Origin of the sequence: Pectobacterium aroidearum (assembly GCF_041228105.1) — a bacterium.
Lineage (GTDB): Bacteria > Pseudomonadota > Gammaproteobacteria > Enterobacterales > Enterobacteriaceae > Pectobacterium > Pectobacterium aroidearum.
This window is the reverse complement of sequence record NZ_CP166097.1, coordinates 4336819-4357163: the sequence shown is the minus strand read 5'-3', so window position 1 is coordinate 4357163 and position 20345 is coordinate 4336819. Positions and strand designations below refer to the sequence as shown.

13 protein-coding genes and 1 tRNA gene are annotated in these 20345 nt (G+C 49.9%); 6 read left to right on the top strand and 8 right to left on the bottom strand.

What is annotated here, in order from left to right:
- Positions 1 to 68: 68 nt before the first annotated feature.
- The 5 genes from AB8809_RS19615 to AB8809_RS19595 form a co-directional block, all read right to left on the bottom strand.
- Positions 69 to 5570 carry a beta-ketoacyl synthase N-terminal-like domain-containing protein gene (locus AB8809_RS19615; RefSeq protein ID WP_349855320.1) on the bottom strand — a complete coding sequence of 1834 codons (5502 nt, stop codon included), beginning with the start codon at positions 5568 to 5570 and terminating at the stop codon, positions 69 to 71.
- A 139-nt stretch (positions 5571 to 5709) separates the two neighbouring features.
- Complete coding sequence (locus AB8809_RS19610) at positions 5710 to 5982, bottom strand: hypothetical protein (protein WP_012773277.1); 273 nt, start codon at positions 5980 to 5982, stop codon at positions 5710 to 5712.
- Between the two features lie 224 nt (positions 5983 to 6206).
- Entirely contained in the window at positions 6207 to 6479 is a 273-nt protein-coding gene (locus tag AB8809_RS19605; RefSeq protein ID WP_349855319.1) for a phosphopantetheine-binding protein, read from the bottom strand.
- Positions 6480 to 6489: 10 nt separating this feature from the next.
- A complete protein-coding gene (locus AB8809_RS19600) occupies positions 6490 to 8001 on the bottom strand; it encodes an amino acid adenylation domain-containing protein (RefSeq protein ID WP_349855318.1) in 1512 nt (503 codons plus the stop codon).
- Between the two features lie 102 nt (positions 8002 to 8103).
- A complete protein-coding gene (locus AB8809_RS19595) occupies positions 8104 to 8733 on the bottom strand; it encodes a DUF2589 domain-containing protein (protein ID WP_181829690.1) in 630 nt (209 codons plus the stop codon).
- A gap of 325 nt (positions 8734 to 9058) precedes the next feature.
- Here AB8809_RS19595 and AB8809_RS19590 point away from each other — a divergent pair, with 325 nt between their 5' ends.
- Complete coding sequence (locus AB8809_RS19590) at positions 9059 to 12157, top strand: amino acid adenylation domain-containing protein (RefSeq protein ID WP_349855317.1); 3099 nt, start codon at positions 9059 to 9061, stop codon at positions 12155 to 12157.
- Positions 12158 to 12403: 246 nt separating this feature from the next.
- Here AB8809_RS19590 and AB8809_RS19585 read toward each other — a convergent pair whose 3' ends face one another.
- Genes AB8809_RS19585 through AB8809_RS19575 form a run of 3 tightly spaced genes read right to left on the bottom strand, consistent with a single transcriptional unit; the run spans position 12404 to position 13939 of the window.
- A complete protein-coding gene (locus AB8809_RS19585) occupies positions 12404 to 12835 on the bottom strand; it encodes a hypothetical protein (RefSeq protein WP_012773282.1) in 432 nt (143 codons plus the stop codon).
- Between the two features lie 56 nt (positions 12836 to 12891).
- The gene (locus AB8809_RS19580; RefSeq protein ID WP_320702843.1) at positions 12892 to 13353 is read right to left on the bottom strand and encodes a lysozyme; all 462 of its coding nucleotides are present in this window, start codon (positions 13351 to 13353) and stop codon (positions 12892 to 12894) included.
- Positions 13346 to 13939 (bottom strand): DUF2589 domain-containing protein, encoded by a 594-nt coding sequence (locus AB8809_RS19575; RefSeq protein WP_012773284.1) that lies wholly within the window; start codon positions 13937 to 13939, stop codon positions 13346 to 13348. Before AB8809_RS19575 ends, AB8809_RS19580 begins: the two co-directional genes overlap by 8 nt.
- Positions 13940 to 14372: 433 nt before the next feature.
- On the opposite strand from AB8809_RS19575, the gene AB8809_RS19570 reads away from it, so the two are divergent.
- The 5 genes from AB8809_RS19570 to infB all read left to right on the top strand — a co-directional run bounded on the left by AB8809_RS19570 (position 14373) and on the right by infB (position 20333).
- The gene (locus AB8809_RS19570) at positions 14373 to 14987 is read left to right on the top strand and encodes a response regulator transcription factor (protein ID WP_181829686.1); all 615 of its coding nucleotides are present in this window, start codon (positions 14373 to 14375) and stop codon (positions 14985 to 14987) included.
- A 322-nt stretch (positions 14988 to 15309) separates the two neighbouring features.
- Positions 15310 to 15386: transfer RNA gene (locus tag AB8809_RS19565), tRNA-Met, on the top strand.
- Positions 15387 to 15604: 218 nt separating this feature from the next.
- A complete protein-coding gene (gene rimP, locus AB8809_RS19560; protein ID WP_010279686.1) occupies positions 15605 to 16057 on the top strand; it encodes a ribosome maturation factor RimP in 453 nt (150 codons plus the stop codon).
- A 21-nt stretch (positions 16058 to 16078) separates the two neighbouring features.
- A complete protein-coding gene (nusA, locus tag AB8809_RS19555) occupies positions 16079 to 17608 on the top strand; it encodes a transcription termination factor NusA (protein ID WP_012773287.1) in 1530 nt (509 codons plus the stop codon).
- Positions 17609 to 17633: 25 nt separating this feature from the next.
- Entirely contained in the window at positions 17634 to 20333 is a 2700-nt protein-coding gene (gene infB, locus AB8809_RS19550) for a translation initiation factor IF-2 (protein ID WP_012773288.1), read from the top strand.
- The last annotated feature ends 12 nt before the right edge of the window (positions 20334 to 20345 follow it).

The window sequence follows — 20345 nt, the reverse complement described above, 5'->3', positions numbered from 1 at the left end:
CATTTTGTGACATTCGGTTTTTACATTAGCGGCCGCCTTCGAGATGCATACCGAAGGCGGCCGTGCCCTTATTCCTGCAATAAGGCTTCCAGTTCGGTAAGGATCAGCGTTGCTAACCCTTGCACGGTCTGGTTTTGGTAAAACAGATCAACGCGAATATCGATTTCAAATATGCCGGAAACGGTAGAAACGACCTGTACTGCCAGCAGTGAGTTACCGCCCAGTTCAGTAAAGCTGTCATTAACGCCGATACCCGAGATCCCCAGAATGGACTGCCAGACTTTGACGATCTCTTTCTCAATGTCATTTTCTGGCGCAACGTAATCCACAGAGAGAGCGGGTCTGGCATACCCTTCCGTAGCTTCGCTATCCTGCAAGATGAATTCAGGCGTTTCCTGCTCAGGGATTGACTCATAAATGAGCTGGTCCAGATCGCTGGTGACGACGACTAACTGTTCAAATTCCAGATGTGCGAGCTGGCGCTTTATGGCATCCGCCCCTTCTGGCAACAGAATGTCTTTATCTGCCAGATTCACTTTTACCGTGGCTGCGGTTGCCGCAGTGCTGTTCTCTGGCGTCGCGAGCTGATTGCCCATCGTCATCTTCATCAGCGTGTAGTTTTCCAGGACCAGCAGCGGAACGCCCGCCGGTGAAAGGAACGTGATATCCATGACGATGGCGTTGTCCTGCGGCTGATAGGCTTGCTTGAGCCTGGCGTGGACGTAGCACTCTGTTTCCAGTGGAGATAGGAAGGTCATCTTGCCATAGCTAATAGGCAGGAAATTCTCCTGTGTAATCAATGACAGGCAGGATATCGCCGTGGCATCAATCAGCGCTGGATGGTACGGGTAGCGGGTAAGATCGTGCGTATATTCGTTCCCCAGCACCTTGTGTATCAGCCATTCGTTATTGCCCTGAACGATCTCGCGGTGGTTGTTCCAGCGCTGGCTGAACGACAGGAAATTTTCGCCCGTGTTGGCATTGTCCAGCTCAGTGATAAACGGCGCGTAGGGCACCTGCGTGGTGCAGCGCTGTTTAATGGCGTCAATCGATTGTGGCGTGAGATCGGAAGCTGGCGCACCGTTGCCGATTCCCCCGAATGCATGCTCTTGCCATGCGAGTTCAAGCACGCCCCGGCTCTTGAGGCTGAACTTATAACCTTTGCCATCTGGTGTGATGAATAGCTTCATCTGCCGTGGCCAGGCATCGGTATAGATAACGGGCTTGGTCAGCATCAGGTTTTTGACCTGAAGGCTTTCCTGAGGCTTAAAGCACGTCATGAACTCATGCAGTAGCGATAAAATAGTTGCTCCCACCAGTGAAGGCTGCTTCGCGAGGCGGTGCTCATCGATGACCCAGTCTTGCACGGTGAGATTAACCTGATAGCTTTCCTGCATGCCTTCGCGCTCAAGGTATGTAAGCAGGTCGCCTTTGGTTTCCTCAACCGCCGCCAGCTTGCTGTTTTTCTTCTCCTGTAACTGCTTGCCCCAACGGACAGCCATGCCCACATCGCCCCATTTTCCCCAGTTCAGCGAGACAGTGCGTCCGCGGCGATGCTGGTTGCGGTAATGCGCAAAGGCATCCATAAACGCGTTACCCGAGCAGTAATCAATGCGGGCTTCGTCACCGACAATGGAGGTAATGGAAGAGAATAAAATAAAGAAGTCAGGCTGTTTGTCCTGTAGCAATTCATCCAGAATGAGCGAACCTGCGACTTTGGGATCGAGCACGTTGGCGCAATCGGCGTCATTTTTCAGCGGAATGATGCCGCCGCCAGCCACGCCTGCGGTATGGAATACTCCGTCGACCTGCGGGAACGCGGATAACATGTCACGCATACCGTGATAGTCATTCACGTCGACCTGTGCCAGATGTATCAGGTTGCCGCGGGCTTCCAGACGTAAAATGCTCGCCAGCTTTTCACTGACAGGATCGTCAACAGGATGCTGTTGGATCCAGGCTTGCCACTCTTCGCGTGGCGGTAGCGCGGCGCGGTAGGTCAGGATGAGTGTCGCATGACTTTTTTCTGACAGGTGGTTGGCAAGCAGGATCCCCAAGCCACCGAGGCCGCCTGTGATGAGGTAGACGCCGTCGTCTTTCAATTCTGCAGGTAAACCGAGATCGTCCTGCTTCAGATGGACGGCCTGATAGCTTTCTTCCCAGCGCTGGTTTCCGCGGTAAGCCACCAGATTGCCGTGTGTTGCAATATGGCTTTCTGCAATCAGGCTATGGGCAAATTCATCAAGCTGTACGGCGTTTTGTTTGAGATCGATATCTACCAGATGGCATTGCACCTCAGGGTATTCGTGATAGAACACGCGCGAAGGTCCTACCAGCAGTGCATTCTCTGGGGAAGCGATGCGTTCGCCCATGACGCTGAATGTGTTGCTGGTGGCAAAAGTGATATGCAGATCGTCCAGCAAATTCTCATTCACCAGCGCCTGCTGGAGATAGAGGGCAGGATAGAATGTATTCAGCGGTGACGAGAGATAGGTGTGCTCAAGCGGCTGTACCTGTTCCTCTGCCGTCAGGTTCCATAAATACAGGATACGCGATGGACGTAGCCCTTGCTCCGTCAGACTTTTCAGTAACCGGACATAGTCGGCGCGTGAGGCAGGGTTGAGAGTGTATCGGCCTTCGGAAAGTGTTTCCTGATACTGCGTTCCCGGGCTGACGAAAAAGACCTGATGCCCGTCCTTTTCCAGTATCTGCTTCGTGCGTTCGGCGATGCCCTGTGTATCCGTCAGGATCAGCCAGCAGGTGTTCTCAGCTTCAACGCGTTTGCCCGCCATGTATTTCGCTGGAATGGTTTTTTTCCAGGTCGGCATATAGAACCAGTCACCGATATCGGCCTGTTTCCGCTTCTTAGCCTTAACGGATTGTTCACTCTGCGCGTCAGGACTGGCTGACGACAGTGCTGGCAGGGCGAAGCGTTTGCGTTCAAAAGGGTAGCCCGGCAGCGGGATTCGGCGACGGTGCTGCTCTGAATGATGCAGATGCCAGGGAACGTCTACGCCGCTAGCCCAAAGTGCGCCAAGCGTTGAGAGGAGATGTTCGCCGGACAACGCAACGTCTTTTGCCGTGGGTAATGAGGCATAAATCAAGGCGCCGTCTTCCGCGCTGAAATGCTGCTTGGCGGACGATTCCAGTGAACGCCCCGGTCCGACTTCAAGGAACACGAAGTCATGATGCTCTTCAGCCATCAGCGTTTTGAAGGCGTGGGAGAACAGCACCGGGTTGCGTACGTGACGCACCCAGTAGTCGCTATTTTTCGCCAGTTCTTCAGTGACCCAAGCGCCGTTAACGGTAGAGACAAACGGGATCTGTGGTGCATGGAGCTTGATGCTGTCGATGACCTTTTTGAAGGCGGGCAGCATGGGTTCCATCATGTGTGAGTGGAACGCGTGTGAAGTGTCGAGATGTTTACAGAAAATATTGCTGTCTTCCAACTGCTGCTGGAAACGTGCGATATCGTTTGAAGCACCGGCGATGACGCAGAGTCCAGGGTAGTTAACCGCTGCAATTTCCAGCTTGCTGCCGTGAAGTTTTGCCTTCAGGCTTTCCTCATCAAGCAGAACAGCCAGCATATCCCCTGCGGGCAATGCCTGTACCATTTTGCCCCGGAGCGCCACGGCTTTCAGTGCATCTTCCAGTGAGAATACGCCGGACAGGCAGGCTGCCACGTATTCCCCCACGCTGTGCCCAATCATGACATCTGGCTGAATGCCCCACGACATCCACAGTTTTGCCAGACTGTACTCCACCACGAACAGGGACGGTTGGGTAAATTGGGTTTCATTGATACGGGACTCGGCGATATTGTCGCTGTCCTGAAAAATAATTGACGTCAAATTGACGTCCAGAATCGGTTCCAGATAGTCACAGCATTGATCCATGCTCGCGCGGAATACGTCATAGCTGTCGTACAGTTCACGCGCCATATTGACATACTGATTGCCCTGTCCCGGGAACATGAACACGACGGACTTTTTGCTTTTACCCTGTTGGGTCACTACCAGTGACGGCTGATCCAGTTTGGCCAACAGAGAATCACGATCTTTCCCGATAACCGCCGTGCTGTGCGAGAACTTTTGTCTCCCAACCTGTAGGGTGTAGGCGATATCTGCCAGATTGGCGTCGTCATGCGCACTGAGGTAATCGCGCAGGCGGCGTTTCATGTCTTCCAGCGCCGTGCGGCTTTTGGCGGAGAAAGGCAAAACCAGCAGGCTGTCATTATGGGTATCGCCCGCGTTGAGCGGTGGCGCCGCTTCCAGAATGACGCAGGCATTGGTGCCGCCGACGCCGAAAGAGTTTACCAGCGCGCGGTGCGGTGTCTCCGACGGTTCCAGCTCGCTGAGCTCGGTGTTCATGATGAACGGGCTGGTTTCAAACTCAATGTTAGGGTTTGGTGATTCGAAATGGAGTGAGGCTGGCAGCTTGCCGGTTTCCAGCGCCAGTGAGGCTTTAATGAGACTGGCCATTCCTGATGCCGCGTCCGTATGGCCGATGTTGGTTTTCACCGATCCCAGGCGGCAATACTGGGTTTTATCTGTATATTCCTGAAACGTTTGTGTGAGCGACGTGAATTCGATGGGGTCGCCCAATGCCGTCGCGGTGCCGTGTGCTTCAACAAAATTGATGGTGGCGGGATCAAGCTGCGCATTGGCGATGGCCTGTTTGGCAACGGCGATCTGCCCGTCGATGCTCGGCGCGGTAAAACCAGCTTTCAGGTTACCATCGTTATTCACTGCGCCGCCTTTCAGCACGGCGTAAATATGGTCGCCGTCACGCACAGCGTCATTCAGACGCTTCAGTAACACGACGCCAGCACCGCGGCTGAACACCGTGCCGTTGGCGCGGGAGTCAAAGGCATAGCAGCGGCCATCTGCGGATTCCATGCCGCCCTGCATATAAGGATAACCCCGGCGTTCTGGCGTATCCACGGAAACACCGCCCGCAACGATCAGATCACTTTCCCCATTCAACAGGCTATTCATGCCCATCACGACGGCAACCATCGCGGTTGAACAGGCGGTCTGTACGTTAACGCTTGGCCCTTTGAGGTTGAGCTTATAAGAAACCCGGGTCGTTACGTAATCTTTATCATTGTTGGTGACGACCGATGCGCCACTGGCATACTTCTGTACTTCAGGATGGGCATTCACTTTACTCAAATGCCAGGCGGTTCCTGTTCCGCCGAAGATGCCAACTTTGCCGGGATAGGTGGCAGGTACATAGCCTGCGTCTTCAAACGCGTGCCAGCAGCATTCCAAAAAGACACGATGCTGTGGATCCATAATTTCGGCATCGCGCGGCGTAATATCAAAGAAATTAGCGTCAAAGTGCTGTGCGTTGCCCAAAATTCCCCGACGGCGAATATAGTTGGGCGAGGCGATCATCTCTTCTTCAATGCCTGACTCCCTCAGTTCTTCTTCACTGAATGTGCTGATCGTCTCCACGCCGTCCAACAGGTTTTGCCAAAATATCGCGGTATCTTCCGCACCGGGAAAGCGGGCCGACATTCCTACAATAGCAATATCCTTATCGCGGAACTGTTCTTGCTGTTTCATTTCATTACCTCACCGTGAATATATTCGCCTCCTTTCACGGCGCAGGCCGTTAACCTTCTCTCGCTAAATATTCTTCAGAGAAAGAAAGGTCGACGTCCTACGCCGTGAATATAGAAGGGACAGCTAAATTAAACGTTAATTACTTTTTGCTACCTGCGACGCCAGCAGTAACCCGGCTGATGAGGCTTTGCAGGTTGGATGCCGACGGGTGTTGCAATGATGCTTTGATTGAAACAGGAATGGCTGGAATAGATTTAGTCCCCCAATATTTTTTGGCATAAGGAAGGATTTTCTGGCCAATCGCATAGTAGTGCGCGGGCTTGGATGAATTTTGGTGACTCAGGACAAATTTAATTGCCGAAGCCACTTTTGCTTTTACTGCCGAGGAAACGTTCAGTTGATTTGCAGACATGGTATTACCACCTATTATCAGTGAAATAAGGATGATGAAATGCATTACCCATTATTGGGCGGTTATTCCCCTGGAGCATATACTCGTCATACTTCAAGTTGCATGTGCGTTGGCTACGTTCAGTCACCCGAATCACTTACCTGAGTAAGCTCATCGGGATTCCTTCGCTTGCCGCCTTCCTGAAACTCGAATTATTTAGAGTATCAATACGCTTTTTGGCGTAATTACTTCTTGCTGCTTGATTTCCCAGCGTGTATTTCGCTAATACGTTTGCTTAGCATCTGTACCGTCGGGTATTGGAATAAATCAACAATAGAGATAGGTGACTCTATTTTGTTTTTTATTTCGCGATAAACCTTGGACATCAGCAGGGAATTTCCTCCTGCATCGAAGAAATTCTCTTGAATGGAGACCTTCGGATTATTGAGTACGGTCCGCCAGATAGAAATAATGTTTTTTTCTATCTCGGAAGGTAATATTTCTTTGTCATTTGACATTTTTTCACCATTAGTTATTTACATAGGAACACAGCTTGGATTTATCTATTTTTCCATTAGGATGCGTAGGCATTTTCTCCAACGCAACGAAATGAGAAGGCACCATGAAAAAAGGCAGCGTCTTGGCAAGGTGCGCTTTTATTTCCTGAATATCGATGTGCTGTTGATGCCGTAATACATAAAACGCGGAGAGTGATGGCGCCGCGTTTTCCGGGCGCGTTTCGAGAATAACGGCGGCGTGATTAATCTGGGGCAACGCCTGCAAGTGCGTTTCTATTTCTGCCAGCTCAATACGGTGTCCGCGCAATTTAACCTGACTGTCTATGCGGCCAATGAATTCCAGCACGCCATCGGCGCGCTGCTTAACCCAGTCACCGGTTTTATACATTTTCTGCCCAGACGGGTGACTAAACGGGTCATCGACAAATCGCTCCTGTGTCAGCTTTTCTGCATGCAGGTAGCCTTTGGCCAGAATATCTCCTGCCAGATAGAGTTCGCCGCTTTCCCCTGGATTGACAGGCTGTTGCGCCTCATTCAGTACATAAGCGATGGCGTGCGGGATTGGCCTGCCAATCGGGGCGATGGTTTCCTCTGCCCCCGGCTGGCAGTGCCAGTGGCAGGCAAATATCGTGGCCTCGGTCGGGCCATAGAGGTTGTGGATTTTCCCTGGATATTGCAGGGAAAGATCGTTAACCAGCGTTTGATCGAGCGCCTCGCCGCCAGAAAAGATATGGCATAGGGATGTGCAGCGAGATAGCACATGCGCATCAACAATGACGCGCAGTGCCGTCGGTACGAACTGCGCAACCGTGACCTGATGGCGGCACATAAATTCTGCCAGTAACAGCGGATCGTACTTGGCGTCCTCGGTGATGACCGCACAACTGGCACCAGCGATCAGCGGCCAGAAAATTTCCCACACCGAGACGTCAAAACTGAATGTGGATTGATTAAGGACAACGTCTTCGTGACGCAGTCCGAAGGCGTTTTGCATCCACACCAGGTAATTGATCACCGTTCGATGGCTGACCATCACGCCCTTTGGCGTTCCGGTAGAGCCTGAGGTGTACATCACATAACACAGGTCTTCCTCGCTGACGGTGGGAAGCGCTGGAGTAGCCTGCGTGCTCAGATCGAGCTGATTGAGGTCAACGATCTCACGGAGGCCCGGCGCCAGCTTAAGCGCGTGTTCATCGTCAGTGATCACCACACGTGCGTTGGCATGATTGACCATATAATCCAGACGCTCATGTGGATAGTACGGATCAAGTGGTAAATAACAGGCACCGGTTTTCAATACGCCGAGCAGGCTGACGATCAGATTCGGGGTTTTATTCAAATAAATACCGACAACATCTTTTGGCTTTACGCCCCGCTGCAACAGCGCGCTCGCCATGGCGTTCGCACGTTGCTCCAATTGCCGATAGGTCAATGTTTCGGTATCGCTTCTCAGGGCGATGGCGTCCGGCGTCTGATGCCACTGCTGTTCAAATAAGGTATGGAGCACTTTTGCCGATGCCATGGTCTGATCCTCTGGTGATGCCAGGGAGTCACGCCGGGCATCCTTTTACGCGTTATGCAGGTACGGCACACATGTGCTATGCCGCTGAATAATGTTCTTTGCTTATGATGACGCTTCTTGCTGCTCCGCAGACGCAGGTGGGGCGGCGTTTTCCGCTGCCGGTGACGTGCTTTCCCCATTGGGAATACTGGGCCTGATTGCGGCATCGGTCAGAAAATCAATGACGCGCATCAGTGCTTCAGGCGCAGGTTGACGTTTTACCTGCGTGTGAATGCTGTATTTGGCACGTGTGTCTGTAGCCCGGGTTTGCGCCGACTTGTGTGATACCCGGCCGGCCATTTTGACCTTGAAGGCTCCCCATCCCAGTGAAGCCGCCAGATTGCCGTCTTCTCCGGTGTCATCGGATGAAGATTCACTCTGCGTTACCTCAAGCTCGAAATCGATTGTCCCTTCTTCAATAGAGATAATCGGATGGGTAATGGCGGCAATGAGCGGTATGCGCATCGTTTTTGTCACTGCGCCTTTTGCGACTCCGCTTTCATCAATAAGCGTTTCGTCGTAATCGAATTGGATAGCGACCGCTTTATTATTTTGAATGCATACAGATAATAAAAAATCCGTATAGGCTTTGCTGGCTTGAACCTGTGCGTTAATCATTGCCTGTAAAGGCCCGCTAATCATATTTTCCAGCGGTAACGCATTAATAACCGAACCGATAAATTGTGAATCCATCGGAGCCTCCAATTATCTGCTAATAGGGTGTGATGCACTGTCAATAAAAAATAGCAAAGGGAAGGGAAAAGAATACCCGTCAGGGTACGGGGGGACTTTCGCATTCTGGCATAGTCCCTTTGGTATATAGGCAATAATGTCTTTTATTTGTTAAACCCATACTCAGGCATGCGTATTATTTTAAGTGTCTTTCCTGGTATTAGCATGACGAACCCATCGTTACGTGTTCTCATTTTTACTGCATTCACTTTTCACCGTGTGAGATACCGGACGTCGCGTTAGAACCATTCCCGCAAAAAGCATCCTTTTACAATATGGAAGGAAAATGATGAAGAATAGAAAAACGGTCTTTGAAATTATCTCTGAATGGTCACTGAAAAGCCCCGATAAGACGGCGGTGGAATTTAATGGCGACAGGCTGAACTATCAACAAGTAGAATTACGGTCACGTCTTTTGGCCGACTATCTGTTATCACACTACCCGAATAATAAACGTGGCAGAATTGCCGTCTATCTGGAACCTGGGGTCATGATGCCCGTGGTCTTACTGGCTATTTTAAAAGCCGGGTATACCTATGTTCCTCTCTCACATTTTCATCCGTCAGAAAGAATCATTCAGATCCTTGATGACTCGTCGGCATTTTTACTTATTTCCACGCGCTCGATGTTAAATAAAACGGCTATCGATAAAGTTTTTTCTTCTACGCTCGTATTAGAGGATATCCATTATCCGGCTGAGCCGGTCGCCGTGCTGCCTCCCGTTTGTGAAAACGATCTCGCTTATATTCTCTATACCTCCGGCTCTACCGGGAAGCCAAAAGGGGTGGCCATTGAGCACCGGAACCTGAGTTATTATCTGAACTGGTTTAATGAGGATGTGTGGCCAGAAACGCGTGCGACGCTCCCTCTGACATCGTCACTCAGCTTTGCCGCCGCCGTGACACAGCTTTATGCGCCTTTATTACGTGGCGACACCCTGTTTATTTTGCCCGCCGATAGCTTGAATGAGCCGGACGTTTTATTACGTTGGCACCAACAGCATCCAGACGGAGCCATTTACTGCGTGCCGACCGTTTGGGACGAACTGCTGCGTTATCAGGCGGCATCTGCTCACGCATGGGCGTTACCCAAAACCGTTTTTCTCTCTGGCGAACCCGTCTCTTTTGATTTAAAAGAGCGCACGTTCCAGCAGATCCCTGATGTCCGGCTCTTTAATCTGTATGGCCCGACGGAAACGACGGCCAACTGCTCGTTTGCCGAATTGGCACCGGGAAAAGGTGTGACGCTTGGTAAGGCGCTACGTGGCAGCGAAATTCTGATCGTGGATGAGAGTCTGCGTCCCGTGGCTGAAGGGGAAGAAGGGGAAATTTGCGCATTCGGTGAAGGTGTCGCCCGTGGCTACATTAATCGAGACGAATTAACGCAACAGCGTTTCTTCACCCATGTGCGAGCTGATAAAAGCGACTGGGGACATCGCACTGGCGACCTGGGAAAAAGGATGCCGGATGGGGAGATTGTGTATCTGGGGCGCATCGATCGCCAGATTAAGATTAATGGTATTCGTATCGAGCCTGAAGAGATCGAAATCGTGTTACGTCAACATGGCGATATCGACAAGGCGCTGGTGCGGCCGATTCAGGAAAACGGGCGTCAGCGTCTGGTCGCCTATCTGGTGAGTCATAACCCGTCGCTTGCCACGAACGATCTGCGTCGCTTCTTGCAGGACAAACTGCCGCGAGCGATGCACCCGTCCCATTTTATTATGCTGGAAACTCTGCCCAAATTGCCTAACGGGAAATTGGATGTGAGCCGACTGCCTGCGCCTTGTCCGCAGCGCCCTGAGCTGGGGTATCCGGTTAAAACCGCAGGTAATGAGCTGGAGCAGGAACTGATTGATATCTGGCAGGAAGTGCTTGGTTTTCGTGAGCTCGGCGCCAACGATAACTTTTTCGATTTAGGGGGCGATTCGCTTCAGGCGATGAACGCCAGGCTACTGATTCGAAAACGACTGTTTAGCGACATTGATTACCCGTTGTTTTTCAACAACGCAACGCCCCATCTGCTGGCTTTCATCGTCCCTTACTATGTTAACGATGACGAGCCCACGTTTGACGAGGGTACAACGGATATTGAGGCGCTCACACCGTCATCCCAGCAGCGTTATTTTCTGACGCTGGATCAGCTCAGTCCGGAACCGTCGGTCTATCAATTGGCCTTTCGCCTGACGATAGACGGTACACTGGATGAATCTGCCGTGGAATGGAGTCTTGGACGTATTCTGGAAGGTAATCCGGTATTGCGGACTCGCTTCGATCTGGATCGGTTACAGTGCCTTGAGGGGGATTATCCGATCGAGGCGATCCCGATTGAACGACTGACGGCTTGCTCTCCCGGCGGGCTGGCGAATACGCTGAGCGACCGACAGCTGCTGGAGCTGGTCAATACGCCAGAGATGGATTTAGAACATTCACCGCTCATCTGTTTTCATCTGGTCTCGCTGACGGCGCAACGGCATATTCTGCTGGGACGTGTACACCATACGGTATTCGATCATGATGCCATTGGCTTGTTCTTCAATCAGTTTATTGCTTACGTCCGTGCTTATAGCGCCGGCGATCGCAGCTATCGAATAGGCAGTGAGGAGCGCTATCTGCGCTATCGTCAACAGCAACGACGTACCAACGATCTGTGCTACCCAAGAGAACGGCAGTTCTGGCTGGATAAAATGGAGGATTACCTGACGGCGGGTGCCGATGCGACGGCGTTTCCTCTTAGTGAAAGTCAGGAGGGAGAAAATTATTGGTGTATTTTTTCTGATACGTTAACGCAGGCGATCAAGCACTATGCCCAGCAGCATCGCACAACGCCATTTGTCTGCATGCTGACCGCTTTTACTCTGCTGCTCAAAACCACAAACTACCGCCATGTGCCCATCGGTATTCCGGTGTCGAACCGTATGCTGGCGGACAACGCTACCACGATAGGCTGTTTCGTTAACATGGTGACGTACTATGATGATGCACCCGCGCAGGAGTCTTTCTGCACGCTTTTGGCCCGTAGCCAGAATAAGATCCATGCCATTTTGGACAATCAGACGCTGCCCTATGATGTGTTAATGGCCGACGTTCGGGCCAGAGGATGGTCTGATCAGCTGCGTTTCCCTGTCAGTTTTAACTATCTGACCGCCATGCCGCCAGCGGTACAAATCAATGAGACTGAATATCAGATCGCGGACATTGCTAATCATCAGGCTCGGCTGGATTTGACGCTCTCTGTTTATGACGATGATGCACTAACGCTGTGTTTTAATTATCAGCAGGCGGCGTTTGAAGCGGAAGAGATTGCTGCACTGTCTCATCAGTACCATCAAATTCTCATGGATATCGTACAGCCAAACGCGACGTCCTCGTACGGCAAGCCGTAATAACGCTAACGAAGGCGTCCCGAACCAAGGCGCCTTCGTTGAGGTGGTTTGCATTTAGGCGTTGGTTTCGTTGGCAATGCATGGGTGGGGTAGTCGAACACGTCGGGAAGGAGAAAGCGGTAGCAGGAAGGCAGTGAGGTACCTTCCTGCCATATGGGCGATGTGCGGTTGAAAGCCCTCATTCTTAAGAACGTTTGCCTTCAAAAACACCTGCTCTCAAGAACATTGACCTCTAAGAACACTCTCTTAAGGGGCTGGTGGGGTTTTGTCATCGGGCGTTTTTTTCTGGGCCTCATTAATTAAATGAACGCCTTTCCTAGCCTGTTTTATTTCTGATGCGACATCCAGAATATCGTTATTCTCTCGATAGCTGAAGAAATTTGCCAGCAGCGTAACCAGGCCTACGCTAATCGCGCCAACCAGATAGCCTAATCCTATTGCATTCTCCATTTTACTAATATTAACGTGCAGCAATTCGGCGATAATCCCTACCAGTGAGAAGGCAGCTGAAATGCTGATGATGATAATAATTAATGCGGCAATGAATTTGTCATAATTATTCAATTTCTGCGGTCGCCAAAAAAAGGAAATACTGAGGCCGCCGAATAGTCCTGCAACTGATGCAATAATATCACTGATCAGAATGTCATAAATGATAGGGAGTTGTGAGGTATCCATAATATATCCACGATGATTTACTCTGTGAAATAGCGTTTTTTAACTTCTGTTGAATATTAATTTGGTGTGATGGATTGTAGGAAAAGGGCTTTCTCTGCTTCTCTACGGCGAAGGAGTCCTTCCACGACTTGCTCACCATCTTTGTCCCAGCGTGGAAATTGAGCTGCTGCGCCAGCATAGTCACCTTGGTTAAGCAGGCGCAATAATGTCGACGTCTTCAGACTATTGACTCCCAGGTTGTAGGTAAATGATGTTAATGCACCAAATTGATTTCCGTTGAGGTCAACGTTCACATAATGCTGAACACCATTTTCCGCCGTTTTTAAGTCCTGTCGTAACAATAAATCAGCTTCCTGGGGGGTAATTCCATTATCAAAGTTTTCATTCGGCAGTATTAAATGTCCATATCCAATCGTCCATTTACCTGCGGTGTCACGATACTTTGTTAATTTCAGACCTTCAAAACTCTTAATCAGCGAGAGTCCTGCTTCATTGATCGTTTCAGGAATGTTAGCCATTGTTTTTTTCCTCTTGTGTTATTTTTGGAAGAACGAGATTGGTATATTCATCAATTAACCGCATGATGCTTTCCGGTGGTTCGAGCGCAGTGAACTGCATTTCTATATCGACGTGCTGACTATTTCTGCCTTTTGTATTTTTGCCAGAAGGCGACATACTGACGTGAAAATTACTAATATTATAATCGTCTAAAGGTGAGGTTATTTCGTCCTTGTTTACCGCATCGGTTCTCACCGTCATTTGCACTTTCATTTTTTCCAGCATCAACCCCCTTGGGGTAGAAAGGGCAACCAGCGGCAGTTCGATGTGGTGTCGGGAGTCGAGTTGAATCGAAACCGTCTTTGGCGTTAGTGCGCCATCAGCGCCACGTTCAAAAAAAGGATCGAGCGTTTGTTGGTATTGGTGAGCGATAAATTGATTGGCGGCGGTGGCGGCATGCTGCATGCCGCGAGCAATGTCTGCCAATGTCATTGCCTTTGATGACGTTGCGCAATCGTTTAGCGTGGAATGCGGATTTTTCCCTTGGGAATGATCAACATCATCTGGTTTTTTATTTTTCCCCGTTATCCAATTTTTGAATGACATACTCTCTCCTTATCTTATTTTCCAATCGCTAAAAATAAACAGCCTGGAGGGAAATAAATGACAATTTGAGAAAACTTAACAGCTAATGAAAGAGGGATATATCAGTCATTGTGTTAGAGGCAGCATGTAATACGACATAGGCCATTTATTACCATTTTTAAAATCTATTATGCTAAATATTTTTATGCGTTTATGAAATCATTACGCCATTAGGTCTTATTTTGAGATAATATTTCATTGCTAATGGTATTCCTCTTCGGGGGTTTTATCTGAAGTTATCATGTCAGTATGCGTGAATAAATATGACCAGGTCTATAAGGTAAACGGCATATGCCAAATGGCGTGACATCATATCTTTCAAGATAGGCTAAAACTTCTTAGAGGGCATTTTTAAATATGGCATTTTAAAATAAAGGTAAATGGAGATTGCACAGTGAATGTTGTTATTATTGACAAATCCCCTGTTTTCATTCAGGGCTTATCTGTTGGGCTGAATGATTTTATTCATAATGTCAATATTGTTGGCGTAAAGGAAATTGACGATGTATGGTCTTGCCTTGAGGGGATGAAAAACGCTTTTATTTTACTAAATTGTAATAAAGAAAATGGAGAGTACAGTTTTTTCCTTGAAACTCTGCATGAGAAATATATTGGTGTCAGTGTGATTATTATGGTTGATGCTATTGAAAGACATATTTTGAATAACTATCTGAAGCATCATGTTATGGGGGTCGTTCTTAAAACATCTCCCGTTGATTCTATTGCTCAGGCATTAAAAACAGTGTCAATGGGTATGGTCTGTTTACCGGATGATGGTGTGATCTATGAAGGATGGAGCGTCGATAACAGTGTAAAAGGCAAACTGAGTGAAAGGCAGCATGAAGTGCTACAACTGATTGCATCAGGCGCTTCTAATAAACAGATTAGTCGGACATTAAACATCAGCGCAGGAACCGTGAAGTCGCATTTGGAGTCGATTTTCAGGCGACTTAATGTGCGTAACAGAACGCAGGCTGCGATCGTACTATTAGAAGAAGAACGAAGATAAGTTAGAAGAACGAAGATAATTTTATCCCATTACATTATTTAGCTGTTGTTTTATTAAAGCATCAGGGAATCCCCACTGCGTCATCTTTTTTAGCCACTTCAGGTACCCGTGCCTTTCTTCGACGGTTGCTTTACTTTACGGCTGGTATGACGACACCAGATCGATTTATAAAGTGAAATACCTCTTGCCGTGAGCCGTCCCCCGGTGGCCGATGATTCTTGACAACGGTGCGCATTGCGCGTATAAGAATCGCCTTCGAACCAATCCTATGGATGACTTGCATTTCTGGAGTTGTCAGCGTAGTATTTGCCACGTTTTCGGACGCGGGGTGGAGCAGCTTGGTAGCTCGTCGGGCTCATAACCCGAAGGTCGTCGGTTCAAATCCGGCCCCCGCAACCACTTAACTTCCAGTAAAGTGTTTTTTCAAATACGTTCTTCACTCAATTTCTATCTCTTTTTGCAGTGATTTTTGAAAAAATCCTTCACCGAAAGTTATGCCGCGCTGGTTAGCGGTATTAGGGTCCAGTTGCATAAAGCCCCGATTTTTCGGGGTTTTTTGTTATTTGGCAACAAACAACTGGGCTATTAGGCCCTTTTTTTATGTCTTGGGGGTGGACTTGTCCACATTAGAGCAAAAATTAACAGAGATGATTTCAGCACCCGTTGCCGCCTTAGGCTACGAGTTGGTTGGGATTGAGTTCATCCGCAGTCGCCAATCGACGCTGCGTATCTATATTGATAGTGAAGATGGCATCACTGTTGATGATTGTGCTGATGTCAGCCACCAGGTCAGTGCGGTATTGGACGTCGAAGATCCAATCACTGTTGCCTATAACCTGGAGGTTTCGTCTCCAGGGCTTGAGCGTCCCTTATTCACGGCAGCACATTATCTGCATTTCGTCGGTGAAGAGGTAACAGTGGTGCTGCGTATGGCAGTCCAGAATCGCCGTAAATGGTTGGGTGTAATCAAAGCTGTTGACGGCGAAATGATCACCATAACAGTGGAAGGCAAAGATGAAGTATTCGCGCTGAGCAACATCCAGAAAGCGAATCTTGTACCCCACTTTTAAAGTTTGGATGAGGCAACTAGGATGAACAAAGAGATTCTGGCTGTTGTTGAAGCAGTTTCCAATGAGAAAGCCGTCCCGCGCGAGAAGATTTTTGAAGCGCTGGAAACCGCACTGGCGACAGCGACCAAGAAAAAATACGAGCAGGAAATTGATGTTCGCGTCAGCATCGATCGCAAAACAGGCGATTTTGATACCTTCCGTCGTTGGTTAGTGGTGAATGAAGTCACTCAGCCAACGCGTGAGATTACGCTTGAAGCCGCGCAGTTTGAAGATTCCTCTCTTGATGTTGGCGGTTACGTTGAAGATCAAATTGAATCCGTAACCTTTGACCGCATTACGACGCAAACGGCAAAACAGGTTATCGTACAGAAAGTTCGTGAGGCCGAACGTGCGATGGTTGTTGATCAATTCCGTGAGCAAGAAGGCGAGATTATCACCGGTGTCGTGAAGAAGGTGAACCGTGATAATATTTCGCTTGAAGTCAGACCAATCGATGGCTCTAACACCAGCGCAGAAGCGGTAATCGGCCGCGAAGATATGCTGCCTCGTGAGAATTTCCGCCCTGGCGACCGTATTCGTGGCGTGCTGTATTCCGTTCGTCCTGAAGCTCGCGGTGCTCAACTGTTTGTCAGCCGTTCCCGTCCGGAAATGCTGGTTGAACTCTTCCGCATTGAAGTGCCAGAAATCGGTGAAGAAGTTATCGAGATTAAGGCCGCTGCCCGCGATCCGGGTTCACGTGCGAAAATTGCAGTGAAGACGAATGACAAGCGTATCGATCCCGTCGGTGCTTGTGTTGGTATGCGTGGCGCACGCGTGCAGGCGGTTTCCAGCGAACTGGGCGGTGAGCGTATTGACATCATTCTGTGGGATGACAACCCTGCACAGTTTGTGATCAATGCCATGGCACCTGCCGATGTGGTATCGATCGTGGTTGATGAAGATACCTGCACGATGGATATCGCCGTTGAGTCGAGCAATCTGGCTCAAGCGATTGGTCGTAACGGGCAAAACGTACGTTTGGCTTCTCAACTGCTGAAACAGCATCGTTCAGACGACCGTTGGGAACTGAACGTGATGACAGTGGAAGATCTTCAGGCCAAGCATCAGGCTGAAGCACATGCTGCAATCGACGTCTTTACCAAGCACCTTGATATTGATGACGAGTTTGCCACTGTGTTGGTTGAAGAAGGTTTCTCTTCACTTGAAGAACTGGCCTACGTGCCAATCAAGGAACTGCTGGCTATTGAAGGCCTTGATGAAGAAACCGTTGAAGCATTGCGTGAGCGTGCTAAAGCCGCATTAACAACGCTGGCACTGGCGCATGAAGAAAGCCTTGGTGACGGTCAACCTGCTGAAGACTTGCTTAGCTTGCCTGGGCTGTCGCGTGAGTTGGCGTTCAAGCTTGCTGCGATCGGTGTTTGTACGCTGGAAGATCTTGCTGAACAGGGCGTTGACGACCTGACAGATATTGAAGGGCTCAATGATGAGCAAGCGGGCGAATTGATTATGGCCGCACGTAATATCTGTTGGTTTGGCGACGACAACGAATAACGAACTGTAGCAGGAAAGGAACAGCATGACAGATGTAACCGTAAAATCGCTGGCCGCAGAGATTCAAACTCCGGTTGACCGCCTGATACAGCAGTTTGCTGATGCGGGAATGACCAAGTCTGCATCGGACGCTGTGACCCAGCATGAGAAAGAAACATTATTGGCGCACCTGAACCGCGATCGCGGTAATGCGCAGGGTAAACTGACGCTGCAACGTAAAACGCGCAGCACGTTAAATGTCCCCAGCACTGGCGGTAAAAGTAAGTCGGTGCAGATCGAAGTCCGCAAGACACGCACTTATGTAAAACGCGATCCGATTGATGCCCAACAGGCGGAAGAGGAAGAGCAGGCACGGCGTGAAGCGGAAGAACAGGCACAACGTGCCGCTGAAGAGCAGGCTAAACGCGAGGCTGAACTGCGCGAAGCTGCTGAGAAAGCGAAGCGTGCTGCCGACGAGCAAGCCAAACGTGAAGCCGCTGAAAAAGCTAAGCGTGATGTAGCGGAAAAAGAAAAAGTGACGAACCAACAAAACGAAAATATGACCAAGCCGGCCCAGGCCGAGAAAGCGAAGCGCGAAGCGGAAGCTGCCGAACTTAAGCGTAAAGCGGAAGAAGCGGCACGTCTGAAAGTTGAAGAAGAAGCCCGTCGCATTGCTGAAGAAGCCCGTCGTATGGCCGAAGAGAATGCAGGTCGTTGGGAAGCGGAAAGCGCTAAACCTGAAGAGTCTGCCGATTATCATGTGACGACGTCTCATCATGCCCGTGAAGCGGAAGATGAAAATGACCGTCAGGTTGAAGGCGAACGCCGCAGCCGCAGCCGCGCTGGCAAAGTAACCAAGCAGAAGAAAGGCAATCGCCAGTCTGAGTCCAAAGCTGACCGCGAAGAAGCGCGTGCCGTTACCCGCGGTGGTAAAGGTAAGCGTAAGCCAAGCTCGCTGCAGCAGAGCTTCAATAAGCCTGTTCAGGCGGTCAACCGTGATGTTGTGATTGGTGAAACCGTTACCGTTGCTGAACTGGCTAACAAAATGGCCGTTAAAGGCTCTCAGGTCATCAAAGTAATGATGAAACTGGGTGCGATGGCAACGATCAACCAGGTTATCGACCAGGAAACTGCGCAACTTGTCGCAGAAGAAATGGGCCATAAAGTCATCCTGCGTCGTGAGAACGAGCTGGAAGAAGCGGTAATGAGTGACCGTGATACGGGTGTTGCAGCGGAAGCGCGCGCACCGGTCGTGACCATCATGGGTCACGTTGACCACGGTAAAACCTCTCTGCTTGACTATATTCGTTCAACCAAGGTCGCAGCGGGTGAAGCGGGTGGTATTACCCAGCACATCGGTGCTTACCACGTTGAAACCGACAACGGTATGATTACGTTCCTGGATACACCGGGACACGCCGCGTTTACCGCAATGCGTGCTCGTGGTGCTCAGGCAACGGATATCGTCGTACTGGTTGTGGCAGCTGATGATGGTGTGATGCCTCAGACCATCGAAGCTATCCAGCACGCGAAAGCTGCTCAGGTTCCGGTTGTTGTTGCAGTCAACAAAATCGATAAGCCTGAAGCCGATCCCGATCGTGTGAAAACCGAACTGTCTCAGTACGGCGTTATGCCGGAAGAGTGGGGCGGCGAATCCCAGTTTGTCCACGTATCCGCTAAAGCCGGTACGGGCATCGACGAACTGCTGGATGCGATTCTGTTGCAGGCCGAAGTTCTGGAACTGAAAGCAGTCCGTAGCGGCATGGCAAACGGTGTAGTGATCGAATCCTTCCTGGATAAAGGTCGCGGTCCGGTTGCAACTGTACTGGTTCGTGAAGGTACGTTGAATAAAGGCGACATCGTTCTGTGCGGCTTTGAATATGGCCGTGTCCGTGCGATGCGTGATGAGTTAGGTCGTGAAATTACGTCCGCAGGTCCATCTATTCCTGTCGAAATTCTCGGTATGTCCGGTGTGCCTGCCGCAGGTGATGAAGCGACGGTTGTTCGTGACGAGAAGAAAGCGCGTGAAGTGGCCTTGTATCGTCAGGGTAAATTCCGTGAAGTCAAACTGGCTCGTCAGCAGAAATCTAAACTGGAAAACATGTTTGCCAACATGACAGAAGGTGAAGTTTCTGAACTGAACATCGTGCTGAAATCTGACGTTCAGGGTTCTTGTGAAGCGATTTCCGATTCACTGCAGAAACTGTCTACTGATGAAGTGAAAGTGAAGATCGTGGGCTCCGGTGTGGGCGGTATCACAGAAACGGACGCCACGCTGGCAGCCGCTTCGAATGCGATTATCCTTGGCTTTAACGTTCGTGCAGATGCATCAGCACGCCGCATTGTTGAATCAGAAAGCCTGGATTTACGTTATTACTCCGTCATCTATGACTTGCTCGACGAAGTAAAACAGGCGATGAGCGGTATGTTGGCGCCGGAATACAAGCAAGAGATCATCGGTCTGGCTGAAGTTCGTGATGTCTTTAAATCACCGAAATTTGGCGCTATCGCCGGTTGTATGGTGACAGAAGGTATCGTGAAACGTCACAACAAGATCCGCGTACTGCGTGACAACGTGGTGATCTACGAAGGCGAGCTGGAATCTCTGCGCCGCTTCAAAGATGACGTTAACGAAGTTCGTAACGGCATGGAATGTGGTATCGGCGTGAAGAACTACAACGACGTTCGCCCTGGCGATATGATCGAAGTCTTTGAAACGATTGAGATCAAACGTACGATCGCGTAATTCTTTTGCAGC

What these genes read in the sequence shown, in the direction of transcription:
- AB8809_RS19615 (WP_349855320.1), bottom strand. Translation starts at nt 5,570, where the DNA reads ATGAAACAGCAAGAACAGTTCCGCGATAAGGATATTGCTATTGTAGGA.
- AB8809_RS19610 (WP_012773277.1), bottom strand. Translation starts at nt 5,982, where the DNA reads ATGTCTGCAAATCAACTGAACGTTTCCTCGGCAGTAAAAGCAAAAGTG.
- AB8809_RS19605 (WP_349855319.1), bottom strand. Translation starts at nt 6,479, where the DNA reads ATGTCAAATGACAAAGAAATATTACCTTCCGAGATAGAAAAAAACATT.
- AB8809_RS19600 (WP_349855318.1), bottom strand. Translation starts at nt 8,001, where the DNA reads ATGGCATCGGCAAAAGTGCTCCATACCTTATTTGAACAGCAGTGGCAT.
- AB8809_RS19595 (WP_181829690.1), bottom strand. Translation starts at nt 8,733, where the DNA reads ATGGATTCACAATTTATCGGTTCGGTTATTAATGCGTTACCGCTGGAA.
- AB8809_RS19590 (WP_349855317.1), top strand. Translation starts at nt 9,059, where the DNA reads ATGATGAAGAATAGAAAAACGGTCTTTGAAATTATCTCTGAATGGTCA.
- AB8809_RS19585 (WP_012773282.1), bottom strand. Translation starts at nt 12,835, where the DNA reads ATGGATACCTCACAACTCCCTATCATTTATGACATTCTGATCAGTGAT.
- AB8809_RS19580 (WP_320702843.1), bottom strand. Translation starts at nt 13,353, where the DNA reads ATGGCTAACATTCCTGAAACGATCAATGAAGCAGGACTCTCGCTGATT.
- AB8809_RS19575 (WP_012773284.1), bottom strand. Translation starts at nt 13,939, where the DNA reads ATGTCATTCAAAAATTGGATAACGGGGAAAAATAAAAAACCAGATGAT.
- nusA (WP_012773287.1), top strand. Translation starts at nt 16,079, where the DNA reads ATGAACAAAGAGATTCTGGCTGTTGTTGAAGCAGTTTCCAATGAGAAA.
- infB (WP_012773288.1), top strand. Translation starts at nt 17,634, where the DNA reads ATGACAGATGTAACCGTAAAATCGCTGGCCGCAGAGATTCAAACTCCG.